Origin of the sequence: Exiguobacterium sp. PFWT01 (assembly GCF_018255795.1) — a bacterium.
Classification (GTDB): Bacteria; Bacillota; Bacilli; order Exiguobacteriales; family Exiguobacteriaceae; genus Exiguobacterium.
Map to the genome: position 1 here is coordinate 561,127 of NZ_CP073755.1, position 21,018 is coordinate 582,144.

Below are 21,018 nucleotides of genomic sequence, written 5' to 3' on the forward strand. Positions count from 1 at the left end.
AAAATTGTCGATAGTATAGGAAACACTGCATGATTGAGAGGGGAATACATAGATGGCATGGAAATCAACATGGTCTAAGGCACTGAGCCGGATCAAACGAAAACCGACATGGACGTGGAAACCGACACTCAAGTGGAAACGCGGAGAGAAGCGTGAACGCACGACATCTTTCGGAGCGAACGTTGGGAAGAATTTGACGATTCGTCAAAAGTTATGGGGACTCGTCCTCATCTCACTCGTCCTAGTCATTGGCGTCGGCGGCTACGCGCTGTTTTCAATGAGTGACGCGAACCGTCAAGCGGACGACATCGTCAACAACTGGAACAAAGGGCTCGATTACGCCCACGAACTTAATACGCTCGCTGCGAACTACCGCACGCTCGAACTCGATCACATCGTGACGGAGGATGCGGCACAAAAAGAAGAACTGATGACACGAATGAAAGAGATTCGTGACGAAATCAACACGATTGCACCGAAGTATGAAAAAACGGCTTCCGGTGAGGTGGACAAGGAACTCTTTACGAATTTCTCGCGTCAATGGGAGATGTATCAACGCGTCTCAGACAACATGTTGACGTTCAGCTCGACCGGTAACACAGGGATGGCTCGCTCATACTATGATGCACAGTCCAAGTCTACATATGACAACTTCACACAAAAACTAGCAGACCTAGTCGACTATAACTCGGAAGGGTCGCAACGTGTCGGACAAAACATGGAAAGTGAATTCATGCAGTCTCTCATGGCGTTGATTGCCGTGACAGTCGGAGCCGTGGTGATTCTCTTGTTCCTCGGACTCAGCCTGTTACGCTCGATTATTCGACCGATGCAAACGCTCCAGACACGCTTTGATGAACTCGCGACACAAGGTGGCGACTTGACGATGACGATTCCGGTCACGTCGAACGACGAGATCGCACAAGTCAGTCGTTCATTTAACACGTTCCTCGCCACACTTCGTGAAATCATGATTGATGTCGATGAGACGGCGAAAGTCGTCCTCTCGTCTTCAAAAGACGTATCCGCCGAAGTGACGCGACTCAGTCACTATATGGAAGAGACGTCGGGTACGGTCGAAGAATTGACGGCCGGGATGGAAGAAACGGCAGCCTCTTCACAAGAAATGAGCGCTTCGACGACCGAGATGGGAAGTTCAATCGATTCAATCGTCGACTTATCCAATGAGAGTGCCGAAACAGCAAATCGTGTCGAGACACGAGCACATGAGATGCGGGAGCAAGCTGTCGTCTCGAAAACAGAAGCAGTGGCGATTATCGAGAAGAAACAAGTCGAGCTCGCGGAAGCCATCAAAGGGGCCCAGTCGGTCGAAGAGATTCGCGTCTTGACGACGGCCATTCTCGCGATTGCTGACCAGACGAACTTACTCGCCTTGAACGCATCGATTGAAGCGGCACGGGCAGGGGAAGCGGGTCGCGGCTTCGCGGTCGTCGCATCCGAGATTCGCAAATTGGCGGAAAACTCACGTCAGACGGTCAACGAGATTCGTGACGTGTCGAACACGGTCATCGATTCGGTCGAACGACTCAATACGAGCTCGGAAGACATGTTGACGTTTCTCAACACGAAAGTCATGGCCGACTACGACCGTCTTGAAGATGCCGCAACGCAATACGAACAGGATGCGACGGTGTTCGGTGAGACGGCGAAGACGTTCGAAGGCAATGCGCTTCAACTTCGCCATATGACGGACAACATTCTTGGGGTCATCCAGGAAGTGGCGACGACCGTGACAGAGGGCGCGGACGGAACGCAGTCGATTTCAGAGAAAGTTCAGCTCTCGGTCGAACGCTTCAACGACGTTCAGGCGAAGATGGGCGAAACGGAAAAACGGGCGACCGAACTCTCGAATCGCGTGGCGCAATTCAAGCTATAAGCAAGTCTCAGAACCAGGCAGATGTCTGGTTCTTTTTTTGTGCCCAGTACAAAAAAATAAAAAGATAGGTCAATACATAAATGAATTTCAAATTGTTGGTACAAATTAGGCTGTTGTGTCCGATAAAGAAAAGGCAATACATAAAAATAGAGAGAAAAAGAGGTGGAAGAGGAGATTACTCCTCGTAGTACGTGAAAAAGATGTGGAACAAATGGACGTTATCAAAAAAAATCATGGCAAGTGTCGGCTTGATCCTGATTCTGACATTGGTCGGGATGGCCTATAATCTGTGGACGCTCGATCGGATGACGAGTCAGTATGAACAGATGATCTCAAACGATGTCATGAAGATGAAAGCGGCGGACGACTTGGCGCTCGGGATGGTGCGCCAGGCGTATGGGGTTCGTGGGTATGTGCTCGTACAAGACGATGAACGGAAACAACAAATCACCCGTGGTGGAGAAGAAAAGAAAGCCGCCATCGAGTCGTTGATTGAACTCGCGGGCAACGAGTCCGAACGAAAAGAATTTGAATCGTTACTCGAATATGCGACTGGATATGATGAGTTGGCGACTCAAGCCATTAAGGCGATCGACTCAAAAGATCAAGAAGCAATCGATCGTTTGACGCTCCGTCTCATGCCGGACGTGACAAAATCGATTGCATCGACCGGTGATGCATTGCAGGCCGAAACGGAAGAGAAGATGTTTGCGATGCAGACGGAACTACAAGAAGCGAGTCAGCGTGCCTTCTGGTACTCGGTCGTCATCGCAATCGTCAGTTTCGTTCTGACGATGGGCGCCGGATATGCCATCAGCCGTATGGTGACGACACCGCTCCGTTTCTTAGCGAAAGAAGTGGACGTTGTGGCGGAAGGAGACTTGACACGTGAAGACCTTCAGGCGCTCACACAAGATGAAATCGGACAATTGATGACCGGCTTCAACCGCATGAAAGGCAACTTGCGTGAACTGATTGACCGTGTCACCCAAAACGCACAGGAAATCACAGCACAATCGGAAGAATTGTATGCGAGCACGGAAGAGATGGCGTCACAGACAGAGGAAACGACCCGTCTCATCGACCGAATCGTAGAAGAGACGGTCGCGCAGGCGAAAGAAGCGACTGGAACGTCTCAAGCGGTGGCTGCCGCCGATGAAGGCATCGGTCGGATTGCCGGGTCCATCGGCTCGATTGACGATGACGTGTCACAGAGTTTGAAGCTCGCTGAAGAAGGTGGTGCGACGATGGCTCGAGCGAAAGATGAGGTGCTCGCACTCGAGCGGGAGACACGTCGGACGGGAGAGTCGATTTCGGCACTGAAGCAACAGTCTGACGAGATTGCCCTCATCACCGAGGTCATCCAATCGATTACCGACCAGACGAACTTATTGGCATTGAACGCGGCCATCGAAGCGGCACGTGCCGGCGAACAAGGAAAAGGGTTCGCCGTCGTCGCAGAAGAAGTACGTAAACTTGCCGAGCAGTCGAAACAGTCGGCGACACAAATCGCCGGATTGATCGAGTCAATTCAGGCACAGTCGAATGCCGTTCTCGACCAACACGTCGTCAGTGCGAAACGTGTCGAAACGAACACATTGTTGCTCGAACGAGCGACACGCGCATTCGAACAGATCGTCAGTCAGCTCGAGACGTCGGTCGACAACACGTCACACATCCGCATCGCCTCACATGAGATTGCGGAGACGACGAAACAAGTCGCGACGTCCTCTCTTCAAATGTCACAAGACAGTGAAGGGATGGCCGACACGATGCGTACGGTCGGTGAGACGGCTGACGCCCAACTCGCAATGATTCAAGAATTGAACGGGGTCGCCGAATCGCTCGGCAATATGACGAGTGACCTGCAGACACTGATTGGTCGATTCACGACATAAAATGAAAGTCCTGTCTCTTCGGAGTCAGGGCTTTTCGTTCATATCGAAACGATTCGTCATCTAAAAAGTAGGGAATGAACAACAAGGTAAACGACAAAAAGGAGTGGATCATATGAAGTATACGGTCATTACAGGAGCCAGTTCAGGAATCGGCTATGAAACAGCGAAGCTGCTCGCCGAAAAGGGAAAATCGCTCGTTCTCGTCGCAAGACGAAAAGAAGAGCTCGAATCGTTACGTGATGAGATTAAATCCATCTCGCCTGATTGCGACGTCATCATCAAATCGACCGATCTGTCATATAGCGAGAACGTGTACGGTCTTTATGAATCGCTCGCGGACCTCGATATCGAGACGTGGATCAACAACGCCGGATTCGGGGACGCGGATCTCATCAAAGACGTCGACCTCGGTAAAATCGAGAATATGATTCGTCTGAATATCGAAGCGCTCACCGTCTTGTCGAGTCTATACGTCCGCGATTATCATGACGTCGAAGGGGCGCAACTATTGAACGTGTCGTCTGTCGGGGGCTATCGGATCGTCCCGAACTCGGTCACGTATTGTGCGACGAAGTTCTTCGTAAGTGCATATACGGAAGGGCTCGCGCAAGAGTTGAAGCAGAGTGGTGCCAAACTTCGGGCGAAAGTACTGGCGCCGGCCGCAACAGAGACGAGTTTCGCCGATCGGGCTCGCGATACGGAAGGGTTCGACTACAGCGAGAACGTCGCGAAGTATCACACGGCGCGCGAGATGGCAGAATTTCTGTATGAATTGCTCGAAGGGGACGAAGTCGTCGGCATTGTCGACCCGGAAGATTATGCGTTCAGCCTACGTGGACCGATTAAACCGTATGCCGGATGACATGTAAAAAGAGGCAACGGATGTTTTCATCTGTTACCTCTTTTTTATTCGCTTATTCACTTATTATATTGTTTAATCCTTTGATTAAAGCTTTTCGTTCATCATCGGTGTACACTTCTTTTTCGTAAGGGGAGAGCGGCATATGCTGTCCATTTTTCAGTTTCAAATACCAGCCCTCGAAATCAACGTAAGAAATTTTAATCCAGGCCCGTCCCTCGGTGATATCCATTTGACCTAGTCGACTTACAATAAAATTTGTCGGAATGACAAAGAGTGCGCGAGGAGTTGAATGAAAACGGTGTTCCTCAACAGAAATGGCATAAAAGTCAGCTTCATGTAACCGTTCTACGTTCGCACCTGTCGTTTTTTCATCTGTTATCGAATCGAGTTGCGACCACATTACTTTTTTTCCTTGGATCTGATAATAATGTGACCCTAAAGAATGTACGCTTTGAGTGTCTACGTTAAAGTGAGCTGCTAATTGAGACTGGACTGTCATGTTAACTCCTCCTAGTTGTGAATGTAAGTGGTACGTATCAAATATACGGCACAATAAAATAGAAGTCAACATATTTCGCTTAATCTACATAATTAAATAATGGAATATACTATATAACATCTATGTTTATTGGTGGTATGTGCTGAAAAATATTCATTATGAGCGCTTATTGTGTATAGTTGAAGTAAGATAGTATGTAACTAGGAGGATCAATATGTCAGAATTCAACTCGATAGCAGAAGAGATTCGATATCATGCTAGGGAATTTATGAAAGACGGAGCCGAATATGCTGCGAAAGATGTCAAAGCGTATGTTAAAGCAAATATGAAAGACCAAGTATCTGACGGCGCATTTGCAGGAGCAATTCGTGATTTGATGCAGAAAGAAGATCAGTATGTTGTCGTCCGTCGTGGTTTCTATAAATTTACGGGAGACAGCGAAAGACAAAATCGTATGGTTTATTCAAAAGACAATCCATTTCTTGATTTGTCTATTTCCATGCTAAATCAAACATTAAGGGATATTGGAGACAAACTAAAGGAAGAAGTAAATATACTTGAACTGGGAAACGATGAAATCCGACAGATTCAAGATGTAAAAAAACTAGTTGAAGATGTAAAGGCGATTGTCGAAAAACACAGCGGTCATGAATAAACAGCCTTCAAAAAACGAGTAAGGATTCAACACTGAATCCTTACTCGTTTTTTTGATTTCTTTTCATTGTTTAGTTGGGGGTTTTATGGTGATTGAACCGTATAACCACCCGTGAAGCGGTGTGTCAGGCGACGTGTTAAGTAACGCAACCGGAGGCGTAATACATAAAACTGTGACGTGTTCGGAAGAATGACGTTGTCGACGTATTCCGCGAACATATGGCGGAACATCCGCTCTTCACTGCGGTCATAAGTCGCACTCCACATCCCGTGATTCTCGACTTCAAGGAGCATCCAAATCATCTCATCGGTAAGCGGGTCATCGTCCTTCAACTCAGCCGTCAGTGCAGCGAAACGATGGCTACACATAGACGCATATAAAGAATGGGCATGCGGGTCATGGGGGTTTAATGTTAAGTAACCGCTCGCCGTCTTCATCAGCTCATCGACCATATCTAGCGGAATGTCGTCATACACTTGGAAAAATTCGAGCAACATCGGGACGGTGTCCGGACCGAATCCGGCTAGACGGACATAGTTCATGATATGAAGACCGGCCTCGCCATGGAATTTGCGGTCGAAGTAGTGGACGGCAAGGGCCCGATGCATGATCGGGACGTCCGGATAGCGTTCGACGCCACGGAGAAAGTGTTGTTCCGCTTCGAACGTGAACCCGGTATCTTCACTGACGAATCCTTTCAACATATGAAGAATGTAGTGATCGCCGAGTGCGCTCGCTTTCTCAAGCCACGGTTTGGCCGACTCGGTGTCACCTTCTCGAATGTATGGATAAGCGCGCATCGCCGGGAAGAATGGGTCGTCCGGGAACGCGGTCTCGCCCCGTGTCGCCATATCATTGATGGCTTCAGCGTTATAAGCTTCTGTTAATTCTGCGAGGAGCATCATCTCAAGGAACGTGCGCTGGAACTCTGGGGTGTGTAAATCGATCGTTTGTGTCATAGGGTGTCCTCCTCACAAGTACTGGTGTCGCTCTATTATACTTGTTCTTGTCACAGTCGAGTAGCATCTTTTACAAAAACGGGAAATGGAAAGTAAGAGATGGAAAGGAGGGGGAAGGCATGGCGACGTTCACTGGATATGTCGCAGAGGTGATGGAGGAAAAAATCCGCGTCACGCCTAAGCGGGAGGCGGAGCCGTTCGATGGCATCGTGTTTCATGTAGCGAGACCTCTTTTGGACGAGACACCGCTTCTCGTCGGGCAACAGGTTCGAGTCGAGCATGATGAACGGTTGACACGCTCCTTGCCACCGCAAGCGACGGCGCATCGGGTCGATGTGTTATGATGAGGACGAGGTGAATGACATGGGACAACGGAACTTTTTATGGCTTGGAGCTGTCGTCGGCTTCAGTGCCCTCGTCGTCTGGTTGTTGCAAGACGCACTCCCGTTTTGGGCGCTGTCGATTCTATTACTCGGATTAGGAGCGGTGCTCGGCAATCTCCAACGACGTTTCACACGTGACGAATAACAAGCACTCCATCATTCAGATGGGGTGCTTGTGTCGTTTTCTTCTTCATTTATGTTTTCTTCAGTGTCCGGATCGTCTTCGACGATGGAGTCCTCATCCCCGTTTGGTTCGAGCGTCGTCGGTTCTTCCGGCTCCGTTGGCTCTTCCGGTTCGGTCGGTTCCTCCGGCTCGGTTACCGGGGGATCGTCTTCAATCGGCTCTTCCGTTTCCGGTGGGTCCGTCGGTTCTTCTGGTTCACTCGGCGGTTCCGCAGGTTCTTCCGGCGTCACTTCCGGTGTCGTCGGTTCGGGCTCTTCCACAACCTCCTCTTCGACTTCTTCCTCAACTGGAACTTCCGGTTCAGTGGCCGGCGGGATGTCCGGTTGCGCCTCGGGAATAGGTGGTGCTTCTGGAACGACGACCGGTTCTTCGTTCAAATCCGGTTTGATTGGTTCGACCGGTGCGAGTTCGATGGGTAGCGGTGCCGGTGCATCTTTTGCGATGAACGTACGGATGTCTTGTTCAAATAATGCGGTCGGCAAGGCGATCCCACGCAAATGGATGGCGACGACTCGCCCGGATGCTGAAAGGAGCGGACTGCCATACGCATGACGAGGTAATTCAAAGTTTCGGCTATAGCCGTTCTCGGCGAAGGTGACCGTACCGTTGATGCGTTCTTGCATCGTCAACGTTGTCAACGTCTCGTCCTCTGCGGCAATCGCTTGCGTGAGTGTGTATGGTGTGTTCTCCGTCTCTTCGATTCGAATGACGGCGATGAGCTTCGTCCGACCGACGACGGTGCCGGAGACGGCCTCACCGTCATGGTACATGATGATATTCGTCAACCCAGCCACATTCGAGGCAGCCGTCACGACATCGCGTGAGCTCACCAAAAATCCTGTCCCGTAACTGACGGTGAAGAGGCTATCTTGTAGTGCGGCGAAGTCGACCGGTGTCGCTTCGTCAGCGGAGACCGTATCTTCCCCAATCGGCAAGTTGACCTGATCGGCGAGCGAGTCGGTCGAACGTAGCATGTCCGTGAAATAGGCGTTTCCAATGAAGGTGACAAAGGCAATGAGTGCGATAGCGAATGGGGTGGCAAATAACCAAATCGTGCGACGTGAGCGGCGGCCACACGTCGGACAGATCGTTTTCGATCGTGTCTTCTTTCCGCAGTGGGGACAAGTCACGGGGGCACCTTCTTTCTATAAAGTTCGATGCTATGCTTATTCCTTCATTTGGAAAGAGGTAAACAAATATTTTGGAAGGTGTTCGGATGAATTGTGTTGTTTTTCCTGTGAAAGAATGATTTTTAGGAATCGGGGAAAAAAGTAGGTAAGATTCCATGAAAGGAGACATGCCATGCAACCCTTCTGGCTCACCCCGGCCTTTCGTAACGGGATTTGGGTGTTGCTCATCTTAACGATTCTTTTTATGTTGAAACAAGTCGAATTTATCTTTTACCCACTTGGAATCTTTTTTGCCACAGTTCTCACGCCATTTCTAATCGCAGGAGTCCTATTCTATCTCACTGTCGGATTCGTCGATTGGCTCGAAAGTAGGTTAAAGCGACGATCGTTTGCGATTCTCATCATTCTCTTGTTCTTACTCCTTCTCGCTGTCTTGTTTGTGATCACCCTCGGTCCAATCTTGACTCGTCAACTCTTCGCTCTCCTCGATGCCTTTCCTCGGGTGGCAGAAGCGAGTTATCGGCAACTTGTGAACTTGTATCGAGCCTTGGAAGAATATACGTGGTTTCAGAACTATATCAATCAAAATGAGACCTCCATTGATACGTGGATTCGTCAATTGACGGATACGGTCGGTGCAGTAATTGGAAGTGTAGCCGGGTCACTCGGTCGTGTCCTCGCGTTTATCATCTCGGGATTGTTCACCCTGTTTATCGCCTTGTTCTTATATGTGTTTATGCTGATTGATGGAGGAAAACTGGCGAGTGCGATTGTGCGCTGGGTCCCAGGAACTTATGAACAAGATGCCCGTCAAATCCTTCATGACATGCATGAAACAATCAAACGATACGTTCGAGCCCAGTTGATCGTCTGTACGTTCGTCGGCTTCTTTGCTACGATTGCACTCTGGTTACTCGATGTCCCGTTCTTCTTGCCGCTCGGTATCTTTATTTTTGCTACGAATATCATTCCTTATTTCGGTCCTTTTCTCGGGGCCGCTCCAGCCGTCTTGATCGCGTTCATCGATGAACCGGTCAAAGCGATCTATGTCATTGTCGCGATTACCATCATTCAACAATTAGATGCCAATGTCATCTCTCCTCTTGTACAAGGGAAGTCGCTACGGGTCCATCCCATCACGATTACCTTGGTCTTACTCGTCGCAGGTCGATTAGCCGGTATCGTCGGTATGTTGCTTGCTGTTCCTTTCTACGCCGTGTTAAAAGTCACATTCCTTAACCTTCAAAAGTTGTATCAGTTACGTAAATCGTCGAAATCACCAATCGAAAGGAATGATTGAGATGTCATCCCGAGTGACGGAAACGTTTATGGATCTCGTGCGAATCGATTCGGAATCCTATGCAGAAGGTCCGTTTTTAGATGAACTAAAAGAACGATGTGCCCGCATGGGTCTTGAAATCGATGAAGATGATTCGAAAGATCGGACCGGTCTTGGATCAAACAATCTGATTGCTCGTCTAAAGGGAGATTCTTCAATCGAACCGTTATTTTTATCGGCTCATATCGATACGGTGTCTCCGGGGAAAGGAATCGTTCCAATCATCCGGGATGATATCGTTTTTTCTGAAGGGGAGACGATTCTGGCGGCCGATGACAAAGCGGGAATTGCCATCATGCTCGAAGTCGTGGAGCGCTTGCAGAGTGAAGGCGCTCGACACGGACCAATCGAGCTTGTCTTTACCCCTGGCGAGGAAGTTGGATTGCTTGGTGCCAAAGCGCTTGATATGTCGACGATTCAAGCAACACATGGACTGATTCTTGACAATGGTGGGTCGGTCGGCGGTATCATCTTGAGTTCCCCGAGCATGTTTAGTCTTCAAGTCGACATTCACGGAAGAGCTGCCCATGCGGGACTTGAACCGGAAAAAGGAATCTCTGCACTCCTCATTGCTTCGGACGCCATTCAAAACATGAAACTCGGTAGGATCTCAGAAAAGACGACGGCGAATATCGGCAAAATCTCAGGAGGAACGGGAAGTAATGTCGTCATGGAGCAGGTGACGTTAGTCGGGGAGGCGAGGTCACTTGATCATGAGGCGTGTGTGGACCAGGTGAAGCACATGATTCTTGCATTTGAACAGGCAGCTTCAAATCATGGTGGGACGGTCGACATCAAAACAGAACAGATGATTCGGAGCTATCGGTTTTCAGAGGATGAACCGTTCGTTCAACACGTGGCGGAAGCATTGACGGATCACTCGTTTACAGTCCGCTATGAGCATAGTGGCGGAGGAAGCGATGCCAACGTGTTCAACGAGTCTGGGAAAGTGGCGTTGAATGTTTCGATTGGATATGAAGCCATTCATACCGTCGACGAATCGATTCCCATCAAAGAATTAGAAGATAGTGTCTCTTTTGTCTTACGGGTCATTGAGACGATGCAGACGTTCCGCTCGTGAGAGGAAGGGATTGTGATGCGAAAAAGAATAAGTGATGTCGCGGTAATTCTCGCTGCCATCATCGTCATCGGGTTGGCCATCAATCTATTTTTAGGTCCTCACGACATCGCCGCAGGCGGCGTGACCGGGATTGGGATTCTGTTAGAGGAAGTTCTCGATATTGATCGTTCGATTGTCGTCTCGGTTCTAAACGGACTCTTGCTCATCCTGACATTCGTCTTTCTTGGGAAGAAAGTGTTTTATAACACTCTAATCGGTAGTCTGTTTTTACCGATTGCGCTCGCGGTCATTCCAAAGTATATGGTCACGACCGATCGCTTCTTCTCGGTCGTCTTCGGGAGCATCTTGTTCGCCGTTGCCGTCGCGATGCTTTATCGAATCGGGGCCTCGAGTGGGGGGACTACGATTCCGCCGTTGATCTTGCACAAATATACAGGATTGAATACGGCGATCGGATTCTTTTTGACGGACGCTCTCATCGTCGTATCGAGTGTGTTCGTATTTGGGGTCGAGTCGTTCCTATTCGCCATCGCTTCGATTATTTTGACGTCGGCCGTCATGGCGTATATCGAACTCGGGCTCGATCGGAAGAAAGCAATCTTTATTATGAGTGAGTCCCATCTCGATGACATCAAACAAGCGCTCTATCGAGAAGTCGACCGAGGCATTACCGTGTTTGATGTCAGAGGGGGATTTCAAGGAGAAGATCGAGAGATGTTAATGATCGTGTTGACGCGGAGCGAGTATCAGACAGCACTCAAAGCCGTCAATGCCATCGACAAACAGTCGTTCATGATTGTCTACAATGTCGCAGACGTACACGGTCTAGGATTTAGTTACCAACCACGTGTTTGAATCCAGAAAGGGGATTTCGCGCATGAACTCCTTACTCGCCTTTACGATTGTTATGCTGATTTGGACGGTTAGTGATTACGTCGCCAAAAAAACAAAAGCTCTATTATCTTCATTATTTGTGGCGTCCGTCATTTTTCTCGTCGGGTTTAAATCTGGGTTGTTCCCGGAAGACTTGTTACCGTCGTCCTCATTGTTAGCACTCGGTCAGACGGTCGTCGGACTCGTCATCGTCCATCTAGGAACGCTTATCAGTCTAGATGAATTCAAACGTCAATGGAAAACGTTCGTGATTGGGGTATCGGCTGTGTTAGGGATTGCCGTCTTCATGTACGCATTTGGACAGATTTTTCTCGATACGAACTATATCTTGAGTGGTATTGCAGCCATCAGCGGCGGAACCATCTCGATCATTCTCGTTCAAGACGCCGCCATTAACGCGGGACTCGTGTCGGTCTCCGTATTTCCGGTACTGATTGCAGCGACTCAAGGTTTAATCGGCTTTCCGCTCACGTCCATCATTTTGAGAAAAGAAGCGCGTCGGATTCAGACCGCCTATCGGGATGGAACACTCGCCACACCGAAAGAGCATGCGGTCGTCCATGATGAGACAGATGACTCGATCTTGCCGGCCCCTTTCCATACGACGGCAGGAACGCTATTCGTCATGGGATGCGTCGTGTTGATTGCGACCGTCATCAGCGGGTGGACGAACGGCTACTTGAACACGTTCGTGATCGCCTTGATCTTAGGGATCATCTTACGTCGCTTCAAAGTGCTGAAAGCGAACGCCTTGAACGGAATCGATGCATATGGGCTGATTATGATTGCAATTTTGCTCATCATCTTCGGACCGCTCGCCACGTTGTCTCCGAGCGACCTGTTCGACTTGATTGTCCCAATCACCATCGCATTTGCGTTCGGGGTGACCGGACTTCTCTTATTCGCGTTCCTCGCCGGGCGATTCCTCGGCTATTCAAAAGAGATGTCGATGGCAATCGGATTGACGGCGTTATACGGTTTCCCAGGGACGCTCATCTTAAGTGAGGAGGCGGCGAAAAATATCGGCGAAACGGAAGAGGAGGTGCATATCATTGAAGATGAGATTTTACCGAAAATGATTGTTGCTGGATTTTCAACGGTCACCATCACATCCGTCTTTATCACAGGGATACTCGCTGCGTTTATCTATTAAGGAGGAGTTACGATGGCATTATCAACTGAACTTGGAAAGATCAAGAAACTTCATAATGCAGAAGCAGGGGTGCTCAGTCTTTACTTGAGCACCAAGCCGAGTGAGCGGGATAAATGGGAGATTCATTTGAAGAATGAGTTGCGCCGGCTCGAACAAGAAGTCGAAGCGAGCGGGGATGAGGCATTGGTGAAGGCGTTCAAAGGGGTGAGGGAACGGACCGAACAAGAGATTAAACATAATGAACATAAACTGTTGCGAAGCATCGTCTTATTCGCGGAAGGGAACGACGGATTGTTCGAACTTCATTTCCTTCAACTCGATGTCGACAATGAGTTTCACTATGGAAAAGAACCGGTCCTCGATCAAATTGAAAAATTAGATGCCGAGTTCCCGAATACCGGCATCTTGCTTCCGCAGATGGATGCGATCACCGTCTATGATACGAGACTCGGTGAGGTCGAAGACGTCACGGTCTATGAACTCGATTTGAATTCGGATGAGTGGCGCAGGTATCAGGGACGTGGGTCGAGACAAAACGCTGCTTCAAGTAGTCAAGTCGATCAATTCGACAGTCGAAAAGAAAAACAAATCCAACGATTCTATCGTGAAATCGCTGGCGAGATTCGATCACTACGGAAGAAACATCATTGGAGCAAGATTGTCATCATCGGGCAAGAGCGGAGCGCCAGCCTCTTAAAAGAGGAGCTCAACATCGAGGTGGCGCGAGTGGTGCATCGGAATCTCGGAAATGCAGAGGAAGAAGAAGTGCTGCGTCGGGCATTTGAAGGATGAGGAACAGGCGGGTGACAGTTGTCATCCGCCTTTATTCTGCCCATCGGTTGTCGTGTGTGAACGAAATCGTCAACCATTTCTCATAAGGTAAGAAAGCCAAAGCATCCTCCATCTTTTGACGAATCATGTCCTGATCGGCAATCTTGTCGTATCGATAAGTGGTCGGGACGACGAGATCAATCTCGATAAATAATAGATTCCCAGACTTTGTCGTGCGGACGTATGTCTTGTTGACGTCGTATTGATGGGCGACTTGTAGGATGGTCAGCGTGATCTGTTTACTATAAGGAGTCTCCGTGTTCATCCCAATCAACTCTTTGATGGCTGTCCACATCTCAATAAGCGGTGTCTTGACCAACCACATCGTGATGAGAAGTAACATGACTGGGTCCACATAGGGCGAGATGGCCTCGAAGGACAACCAGACGAGCACTTGGGCAATCAAGTATCCGACGAGCGCCCCACCCGTCAAGACGAAGCTGAGTCGCCACTGCACAATCTCGGCACTGACGAGGCCAGAGCTCGCCTTCAACTGAAACGTTCGTAAATACCGAAAGATTCCATAGGTCAATGCGGCGCTGATGGCCAAATAGACGAGTGCCCCTCCGAGCACAAGTTCATTCCCCCCACCGCGAATATCCTCGATTGCTCCGAGGAAGGCGGTGACGATGACATAGAGCAGCACCCCGTATTGAAACAGGATGATGAACGGTTCGATCGTACTTTTACCGAACGGGAATCGTTTATCTGCCGTCAGCATGAATACCCCGGCTCGCAGAGAAATCCAACTCATGATGACGCTCAAGAACGAGTAGATTCCGTCGAATAGGATAAAGGCAGAGGAGAGATAGTAACCGACAATGATTCCAGAAATGGCGAAGAATAGAGAAGCGAACACCGAGACACGTAATACAAAACGTTCGAGCTGAGGATCTTTCGGCATAAGCGTGCCCCCTTTGAACAAGACGGACCATCGATGGTCTATATTTTCCCGTTCACTTAAAATCTAATACATACATAAAAAAGGGAAGTTTATCACATGATGAATTGGAAAAATTGGTCAATCGCATGAAAATCGGCGCCAGCTTTAGTATGATGAATGAAATGAACAGACACAAAGGGGCTCATCTCATGAAATTCATCATCTTATTTGGTCCACAAGCCGTCGGCAAGATGACGGTCGGGCAGGCGCTCGCCGACAAGACCGAGCTGAAATTATTCCATAACCATATGACAATCGACCTCGTCGGACCATTCTTCAATTACGGGACGCCGGAAGGGAAGCGACTTGTCCAACACTTTCGTCAAGAACTGTTCGAGGCGGTCGCCAAGAGTGATTTATCCGGCATGATTTTCACGTTCGTCTGGGCGTTTGACATGCAGGAGGACTGGGATTACGTGAAGAAGGTGACGGATTTGTTCGAGTCACATGGGGCGGACATCTACTATGTCGAGCTCGAGGCCGAGATGGAGGAGCGGCTCGCGCGCAATACGACGGAGAACCGCCTCACCCATAAACCGTCGAAGCGCGACATCGCCTGGTCCGAGGCGGAACTGAAGCAGACGGCGACGATGTATCGATTGAACTCACGTCCGGGGGAGTTAGACGTCGAGCATTATCTCCGGATCGATAACACGAACTTAAGTCCAGAAGAGACGGCGGCACAGATTCAACAAGCATTCGACCTATGAAAAAGCGAGTCCCCATCAAAGGGAACTCGCTTTTCTCATGCCCACCATTCGGGGCGTTCATAGTCGACCAACACCTGTTTTTCGAGGAGGCGTGGTACAAGGTATGAGGTGACGTTCGGAAGACGATCATCGAGGTCGGCCGGATGGACCATCACTTCGATGGATCCACCTGGTTCGATGGCATCGAGCGTCGCATGGGAGACACCGTCCGCATAGAACTGATCACTGAACCGTTCGGTCACCCACAAGTCTCGGCGTGACCCGAGCGTCGTTAAGGCCCGAAACGTCGTGTCGTATTCTTCAGCGAGACGAATGATGACGTCGTGCAGGACCGGCCAACCGTGAATGTGATGGTGGCTGTCGAGATGGTCGAGCGGAAGTCCGGTCGCAAGGAACGCCTCGATCTGGGCTTTCCACTCCAGATAGACGAGCTCCGGGTCAGGCGAGTCTTCAGTCAAGAAACGGCTCGTGTAGCGGAACGTGCCGTCTGCTTTTGTGAGAGGGGCGCTCGTGTCGGCGAGCGGTTTGCCCCAAGACAAGACGAGATGGACCCCGACACGGAGCGACGGATGTTGTTTCGCGAGTCGGACCGCTTCCTCGACGGCATACCCGTTCATGATCATTGTCGCCGAATTGACGATTCCATTCAGATGACTCTCCAAGGTGCCGGCGTTCACACCTGTCGTCAATCCAAAATCATCAGCGTTGACCAAGACGAACGTTTTAGGCATTGACGAGACCGAGTGCCTGGTCAAGGACCAGGTCACCTTTCATCATCCCGTACGCCATGTTGTCGATGACCGCGACCGGTACGTCGACAGACGATTTGATTTTGCCTTCGAGGTAGCGGACTTGAGGTCCGATCAAGATGACGTCGACGTTCGATTGTTCTTTCAAGCGCGACTCTGGAATCGCGTCAATGGATGCGTCGATTCCGCGTGCAGCGGCTTCTTTCCGCATTTTTTCCACTAAGATTGATGTCGACATTCCTGCCGAGCAGACGAGTAAGATGTTCATGTCGTTTCCTCCAATCGATTCAAACGGGTGATCATGTCAATCATTTCGACGGCGAGCTCTTTCACGGTCATCGCCGTCATGAGGTGGTCTTGTGCGTGGACGAGGAGGACGCTCATGTCGCTCGTCGTCCCCCGTGCTTCTTCTTGTAACAGCTGGGTCTGTAGCTTGTGTGCGTCCAAGAAGGCCGCATCGGCTTCTTTCAACTTTGCCGCCGCTTCGTCCGCTTCACCGCGTTTCGCGGCAGCGATGGCCTCGAATGCAGAGGAGCGTGCATTTCCGGCATGTAAGATAATCATAAACGAGAGTTCTTGGATGGTTTCGGTTTTCACGAAATCTTTTCTCCTTCCTCAGTAGCAGCTTTGTTTTTATTGATTTCGGCTGTCATCGCCTTCGCTCCTGCCATGACGAATGGAATGTACATCGCTGTCGCAATCGACAAGTTGACGATTTGGAGCAAGACACCACGAACGCTACCGCCCGTTACCAAATAGCCACTGATGATTGGTGGCGTTGTCCAAGGGACGATGGCGACTGTCTTCGGAACCATGCCTGTCGAGAGCGCGACGTATGAGATGATCGTGAGCGTGACCGGCACTAAGATGAACGGTACGAGCATGATCGGGTTCAATACGATTGGAAGACCGAAGATGACCGGTTCGTTGATGTTAAAGAGACTGGCTGGTGTCGACAGTTTTGCCACTTGGTGATACGGGTGATTCCGTTGTTTGCGGACGACGATGAAGATCGCGAGTAAGAGCGCGAACGTCGTACCCGATCCACCCATGAAGACGAACGCATCCAAGAACGGTTTTGTGACCGTGTACGGTACATCAAACGCTGACGTTCCAGCTTGGAAGGCAGCCAAGTTTTGCTCGATGAGCGGGAGGTAGACCGGTTCGATGACCGAGCCGATGATGTTCGTCCCGTGAAGCCCGAAGAACCAAAGGATGTGGTTCAAGAAGGCGATGAGCAAGGCAGCCGGGAGTGAGTCGCCGAATCCTTGGAGCGGTTGTTGGATCGCTTTAAAGATGACTTCAAATACACTGAGTTCGACGACGAGCGTCATGAAGAGCTGGAATCCTGCGACAACCGTCAAGATGATCATTGATGGGATGAGCGCTTGGAATGAACGTGTGACCCCACCTGGTACACCTTCTGGCATCTTGATCGTCAGTTTCGTATTGATGAGGTAGCGGAACATTTCTGTAACGACAATCGATACGATGATGGCGACGAAGAGACCTTGTGCGCCGAGCCATGCGAAGTTGAGACCCCAGTCAGCAGTGACCGGTACGAGCATGATATACGAGGCGAGCGACAAGATCCCCGCCGCGAGCCCGTCAATCCCGTATGAACGGGCCAAGTTATACCCGATCGAGAAGGCGATCAGGAGCCCGAGTATCGCGAAGGACGCATTCCAAATGCTACCGCCAAGCCCTTGCCAATTACCTTCGCCGAACATACTGTTCATCGATCCGACGAAGTCGAGTGAGAGACCACCGATGTTGATGGCTGGGAAGTTGTTGATGAGGACCGCGAGCGACCCGACGATGATGAGTGGCATGACGGAAACGAATCCGTCACGGATGGCGACTAAGTGCCTTTGGGACCCGATACGTCCCGCGATTTCAATAAACTTGTTCATGAGTAAACCTCCTTCTTAAATTGGGGTAGGTACGCCTCGTGCGCTGTGAACAGCTCTTTAAGAAGCGGGTCGATCCGTTTCTCGTCCTGGATGAGCGGGTTCATGAGGCAGGCAAGGTAGGCGTCCTCGTACGTGCCAGATACAGCCGCTTGGATGGCGAGCTGTTCAAACGTTTTTAAGTTCGTGATGAGCCCACGGATCGGTAGCGGCAACGCGCCGATGGAGATTGGGCGAGGACCCGACTTCGTGATGACGGCGTTCACTTCGATGACCGCATCGTCTGGTAAATCTCGAATCGTGCCGTTATTGAGCGTGTTGACCGTCTGGATGTCACCGCGGTCGTTGTGAATCGAGTCCATCAAGTTGCAGGCGGCGTCTGAATAGTAGGCGCCTCCACGTTTTTCAAGCTCTTCCGGTTTGACGGCGAGATCGACGTCTTTGTATTTCTCGAACAACTGCGCCTCGACTTGTTGCACGACTTCGGCACGGGTGCCATTTTGTGCGTACGCCTCAAGATCTTTCTTCAACACATCTTTCGTCTGGAAGTAATACTGGTGATACGGGTTCGGTAACATGCCGAGTGACGATAGGAACGATTCGCTCCAACCGAGACCGACGATGTTCGCCGGCGAGTAATCGTTGCCTGAGTTGAGCGAGGCGAGGACGTCACTCGTCCGATCCACGCCGTCGACCCATACGTGACGACCGAAGACGAAGTGGTTCAATCCGATAAATTCAATCGCGACTCGTTCGACAGGTGTCTCGAGGATCTCAGCGACCGAGTTTCGCATGTTGAACGGGATGTTGCATACACCGATGACCTTCTTATGAGATGAGTGCTTGAGTACGGCCTCGGTGACGATGCCCGCCGGATTGGTGAAGTTGACGAGCCAGGCATCCGGACAAATCTCGGCGACTTCATTTGCCAAGTCGATCAAGACCGGGATGGTACGGAACGCTTTGAATAATCCGCCTGCGCCGTTCGTCTCTTGCCCGATGAAGCCGTGCTTGAGCGGGATGCGTTCATCGAGCGCGCGTGCCTTGAGTCCACCGACCCGAATCTGTGTGGATACAAAATCTGCGCCGACGAGTGCGGCTCTTCGATCGAGCGTCCAACTGAGTGTGATCTCGGCGTTTGCCTTTTCAATCATCCGCTGAGCGAGACGACCGACAATCTCTAGTTTTTCCCTCCCTTCTTCGATATCGACGAGCACGATCTCCCGAACGGGGAACGTTGCCTGTCGATCAATCAATCCTTCGATGATTTCCGGGGTGTAACTGGACCCACCGCCGATGATGACGACCTTGACTGCCATGGTGCCAACTCCTCCTTTTGAAAGCGATTTCTTTTTGTCGTAACAAATATAACAAATGATACAACTTTCAGCAATATAAAAAATACAAATAATACAAATAAGTTTTTGTATTTGCATTTGTATGCTTGCTGTATCACAATAAAGGAACCAACCCAACGTAAAGGAGATGGAGACATGTCGCAATCGACGCTCCAAACCGCAATCAAGGATGAACTGCTGTCCCGCATCAAGAGTGGGCACTATAAAGAAGGGGAAAAATTTCCGACCGAATACGCGCTTTGCGAGGAGTTCGATGTGAGCCGGACGACGGTGCGTGGCGCCCTCAACCAGTTGACGACGGAAGGCTATTTGGTCCGTCAACAAGGCCGTGGGACGTTCGTCGCCGGGAAGAAAGTACAACAGACGTTGTCGTACACGCCGAACAACTATGCAGCCCAGCTCGCCGTCCAAGGGAAACGTGGGCAAGTCGCCTTGATCGACATCTCGGTCATCTCGGCGTCCGGTCAAATCGCATCGGTGTTTGAAGCGGAAGACAATGCCCCGATTCAAAAGATTGAGCGAATCCGTCATGCGGACGGGGAACCGACGCAGTATGAGGTCTCGTTCATCCCGTGGCAGATCGCACCGGGGATCACGAAAGAACAGGCGGAACATTCGCTCTTCCGGACACTGGCGGAGGTCCACGACGTTCATGTCGCAAAGACGACGGAGGCATTGGAGATTGCCTTGGCTGATGAGAAGGTGAGTGCGCTCCTCGACTGTCCACTCGGGTCACCGTGCTTCCATATCGAGACGGTGACAGAGGATGAGTCGGGACGGGCGATTGAATACTCACGCTCCTACTTCCGTGGGGACAAGACGAGCTTCGTCATCGAACGGGATTATAACTAACAAAAGCGCCCGACTGTTTCGTGTGGAAACGGTCGAGCGCTTTGTTCGTTTAACCTGTAACAAAAAGAAATATGGTCATTTTGTTCTGAGATGACTATGTTTATCAAGAAAATGAGTATGAAATGAACGCATTAGACGGACAAGGGATTTCAAAATATAACTCGAATGTTGTAACAGATGACATGATTCGAAAGGTGACAAAATATGACCGTAACTACATTTGTAGGTTTCCTGATTTTTGGTCTCTTACTTTTAGGGTTGGGAATTCGCTCAAAAAACCGAAGAAAATAAATTCAAGTGAATGACGAGTGGGTGGGAGCTAGATGAATGAATGGGAAAAATGGATTCCGGTAGAGTCTATTCCAGCACGTCTGCACAAAGAGTCCTTAATGGATGATGGTGATTCTTTGCGAATAATAGTAAGTGACGCAACAGAGGGACAGAAATATTCATTTCTGTTTGATGGTCTTTTGCTTTCTTATCGAAACTCGGATGAAGGTTCACGATTGAGGATGTTAGAGCATTTAGATAGGTATTATGCACATCTTGAGTACGGGAATTGGACATTATTCAAAATGAAAAATTCTAGTTATCTGGAATGGTTTGCCCAAGAGTCTCTTGAACGATATGAGGGGATGGGTGAAGTGGAGCACTATGTCTTTCTTACATCAAATGATGTGATTGAAGTTCTATCCGCTGATCCTCCAGCAATAACAAAGATGGTCTAGCAT

General features: G+C 49.9%; 23 protein-coding genes. 14 read left to right on the plus strand and 9 right to left on the minus strand.

All coding sequences use genetic code 11. The annotated features are described in order from the left end of the window. The first annotated feature begins 52 nt into the window (after positions 1 to 52). From KD909_RS03035 to KD909_RS03045, 3 genes are all read left to right on the plus strand, one after another. Complete coding sequence (locus KD909_RS03035; protein WP_211782340.1) at positions 53 to 1,897, plus strand: methyl-accepting chemotaxis protein; 1,845 nt, start codon at positions 53 to 55, stop codon at positions 1,895 to 1,897. 200 nt (positions 1,898 to 2,097) lie between these two features. Then, positions 2,098 to 3,795, plus strand: a complete 1,698-nt coding sequence (locus KD909_RS03040) for a methyl-accepting chemotaxis protein (RefSeq protein WP_211782341.1) — start codon at positions 2,098 to 2,100, stop codon at positions 3,793 to 3,795. 112 nt (positions 3,796 to 3,907) lie between these two features. Further along, entirely contained in the window at positions 3,908 to 4,657 is a 750-nt protein-coding gene (locus tag KD909_RS03045; protein WP_211782342.1) for an SDR family NAD(P)-dependent oxidoreductase, read from the plus strand. Between the two features lie 52 nt (positions 4,658 to 4,709). Here KD909_RS03045 and KD909_RS03050 read toward each other — a convergent pair whose 3' ends face one another. Next, the gene (locus tag KD909_RS03050) at positions 4,710 to 5,156 is read right to left on the minus strand and encodes a hypothetical protein (RefSeq protein ID WP_211782343.1); all 447 of its coding nucleotides are present in this window, start codon (positions 5,154 to 5,156) and stop codon (positions 4,710 to 4,712) included. Between the two features lie 214 nt (positions 5,157 to 5,370). Here KD909_RS03050 and KD909_RS03055 point away from each other — a divergent pair, with 214 nt between their 5' ends. After that, a complete protein-coding gene (locus KD909_RS03055) occupies positions 5,371 to 5,811 on the plus strand; it encodes a hypothetical protein (RefSeq protein WP_211782344.1) in 441 nt (146 codons plus the stop codon). An 83-nt stretch (positions 5,812 to 5,894) separates the two neighbouring features. Here the strand turns inward: KD909_RS03055 and KD909_RS03060 are convergent, their stop codons facing one another. Next, a complete protein-coding gene (locus KD909_RS03060; RefSeq protein ID WP_211782345.1) occupies positions 5,895 to 6,770 on the minus strand; it encodes a tetratricopeptide repeat protein in 876 nt (291 codons plus the stop codon). 119 nt (positions 6,771 to 6,889) lie between these two features. On the opposite strand from KD909_RS03060, the gene KD909_RS03065 reads away from it, so the two are divergent. Next, positions 6,890 to 7,114 carry a hypothetical protein gene (locus KD909_RS03065; protein ID WP_012727201.1) on the plus strand — a complete coding sequence of 75 codons (225 nt, stop codon included), beginning with the start codon at positions 6,890 to 6,892 and terminating at the stop codon, positions 7,112 to 7,114. Positions 7,115 to 7,133: 19 nt separating this feature from the next. Continuing rightward, positions 7,134 to 7,298, plus strand: a complete 165-nt coding sequence (locus tag KD909_RS03070; RefSeq protein WP_012727200.1) for a hypothetical protein — start codon at positions 7,134 to 7,136, stop codon at positions 7,296 to 7,298. An 11-nt stretch (positions 7,299 to 7,309) separates the two neighbouring features. Here KD909_RS03070 and KD909_RS03075 read toward each other — a convergent pair whose 3' ends face one another. Continuing rightward, on the minus strand, positions 7,310 to 8,467 hold the full coding sequence (locus tag KD909_RS03075) for a S1 family serine peptidase (protein WP_211782346.1): 1,158 nt from the start codon (positions 8,465 to 8,467) through the stop codon (positions 7,310 to 7,312). Between the two features lie 172 nt (positions 8,468 to 8,639). Between KD909_RS03075 and KD909_RS03080 the strand changes: the two genes are divergently transcribed. From KD909_RS03080 to KD909_RS03100, 5 genes are read left to right on the plus strand one after another with little or no spacing between them, the layout of a single operon-like run. Beyond that, positions 8,640 to 9,767: an AI-2E family transporter gene (locus KD909_RS03080; protein WP_211782347.1), complete on the plus strand. Its 1,128-nt coding sequence runs from the start codon at positions 8,640 to 8,642 to the stop codon at positions 9,765 to 9,767. A gap of 1 nt (position 9,768) precedes the next feature. Beyond that, positions 9,769 to 10,887, plus strand: coding sequence for a M20/M25/M40 family metallo-hydrolase (locus tag KD909_RS03085; protein ID WP_211782348.1), 1,119 nt, complete (start codon positions 9,769 to 9,771; stop codon positions 10,885 to 10,887). A gap of 15 nt (positions 10,888 to 10,902) precedes the next feature. Further along, positions 10,903 to 11,742 (plus strand): YitT family protein, encoded by an 840-nt coding sequence (locus tag KD909_RS03090; RefSeq protein ID WP_211782349.1) that lies wholly within the window; start codon positions 10,903 to 10,905, stop codon positions 11,740 to 11,742. A gap of 22 nt (positions 11,743 to 11,764) precedes the next feature. Beyond that, on the plus strand, positions 11,765 to 12,934 hold the full coding sequence (locus tag KD909_RS03095; protein WP_211782350.1) for a hypothetical protein: 1,170 nt from the start codon (positions 11,765 to 11,767) through the stop codon (positions 12,932 to 12,934). A gap of 12 nt (positions 12,935 to 12,946) precedes the next feature. Next, a complete protein-coding gene (locus tag KD909_RS03100; protein ID WP_012727194.1) occupies positions 12,947 to 13,726 on the plus strand; it encodes a VLRF1 family aeRF1-type release factor in 780 nt (259 codons plus the stop codon). 31 nt (positions 13,727 to 13,757) lie between these two features. Here the strand turns inward: KD909_RS03100 and KD909_RS03105 are convergent, their stop codons facing one another. Continuing rightward, positions 13,758 to 14,669 (minus strand): cation diffusion facilitator family transporter, encoded by a 912-nt coding sequence (locus KD909_RS03105; protein WP_012727193.1) that lies wholly within the window; start codon positions 14,667 to 14,669, stop codon positions 13,758 to 13,760. A gap of 188 nt (positions 14,670 to 14,857) precedes the next feature. Here KD909_RS03105 and KD909_RS03110 point away from each other — a divergent pair, with 188 nt between their 5' ends. Further along, on the plus strand, positions 14,858 to 15,418 hold the full coding sequence (locus tag KD909_RS03110) for an AAA family ATPase (RefSeq protein ID WP_047794913.1): 561 nt from the start codon (positions 14,858 to 14,860) through the stop codon (positions 15,416 to 15,418). 35 nt (positions 15,419 to 15,453) lie between these two features. Here the strand turns inward: KD909_RS03110 and KD909_RS03115 are convergent, their stop codons facing one another. Genes KD909_RS03115 through KD909_RS03135 form a run of 5 tightly spaced genes read right to left on the minus strand, consistent with a single transcriptional unit; the run spans position 15,454 to position 19,396 of the window. Continuing rightward, entirely contained in the window at positions 15,454 to 16,173 is a 720-nt protein-coding gene (locus tag KD909_RS03115; RefSeq protein ID WP_235439520.1) for a carbohydrate deacetylase, read from the minus strand. Next, the gene (locus tag KD909_RS03120) at positions 16,142 to 16,435 is read right to left on the minus strand and encodes a PTS sugar transporter subunit IIB (RefSeq protein WP_047794915.1); all 294 of its coding nucleotides are present in this window, start codon (positions 16,433 to 16,435) and stop codon (positions 16,142 to 16,144) included. Before KD909_RS03120 ends, KD909_RS03115 begins: the two co-directional genes overlap by 32 nt. Further along, positions 16,432 to 16,764 carry a PTS lactose/cellobiose transporter subunit IIA gene (locus KD909_RS03125; protein WP_082131981.1) on the minus strand — a complete coding sequence of 111 codons (333 nt, stop codon included), beginning with the start codon at positions 16,762 to 16,764 and terminating at the stop codon, positions 16,432 to 16,434. The genes KD909_RS03120 and KD909_RS03125 overlap by 4 nt, the downstream gene beginning before the upstream one ends. After that, the gene (locus KD909_RS03130; RefSeq protein WP_031422489.1) at positions 16,761 to 18,080 is read right to left on the minus strand and encodes a PTS sugar transporter subunit IIC; all 1,320 of its coding nucleotides are present in this window, start codon (positions 18,078 to 18,080) and stop codon (positions 16,761 to 16,763) included. The genes KD909_RS03125 and KD909_RS03130 overlap by 4 nt, the downstream gene beginning before the upstream one ends. Beyond that, complete coding sequence (locus tag KD909_RS03135; RefSeq protein WP_159562858.1) at positions 18,077 to 19,396, minus strand: 6-phospho-beta-glucosidase; 1,320 nt, start codon at positions 19,394 to 19,396, stop codon at positions 18,077 to 18,079. Before KD909_RS03135 ends, KD909_RS03130 begins: the two co-directional genes overlap by 4 nt. 174 nt (positions 19,397 to 19,570) lie before the next feature. Between KD909_RS03135 and KD909_RS03140 the strand changes: the two genes are divergently transcribed. Beyond that, positions 19,571 to 20,287 (plus strand): GntR family transcriptional regulator, encoded by a 717-nt coding sequence (locus tag KD909_RS03140; protein WP_012727186.1) that lies wholly within the window; start codon positions 19,571 to 19,573, stop codon positions 20,285 to 20,287. Positions 20,288 to 20,610: 323 nt separating this feature from the next. Beyond that, positions 20,611 to 21,015: a hypothetical protein gene (locus KD909_RS03145; protein WP_047794918.1), complete on the plus strand. Its 405-nt coding sequence runs from the start codon at positions 20,611 to 20,613 to the stop codon at positions 21,013 to 21,015. Positions 21,016 to 21,018: the final 3 nt, after the last annotated feature.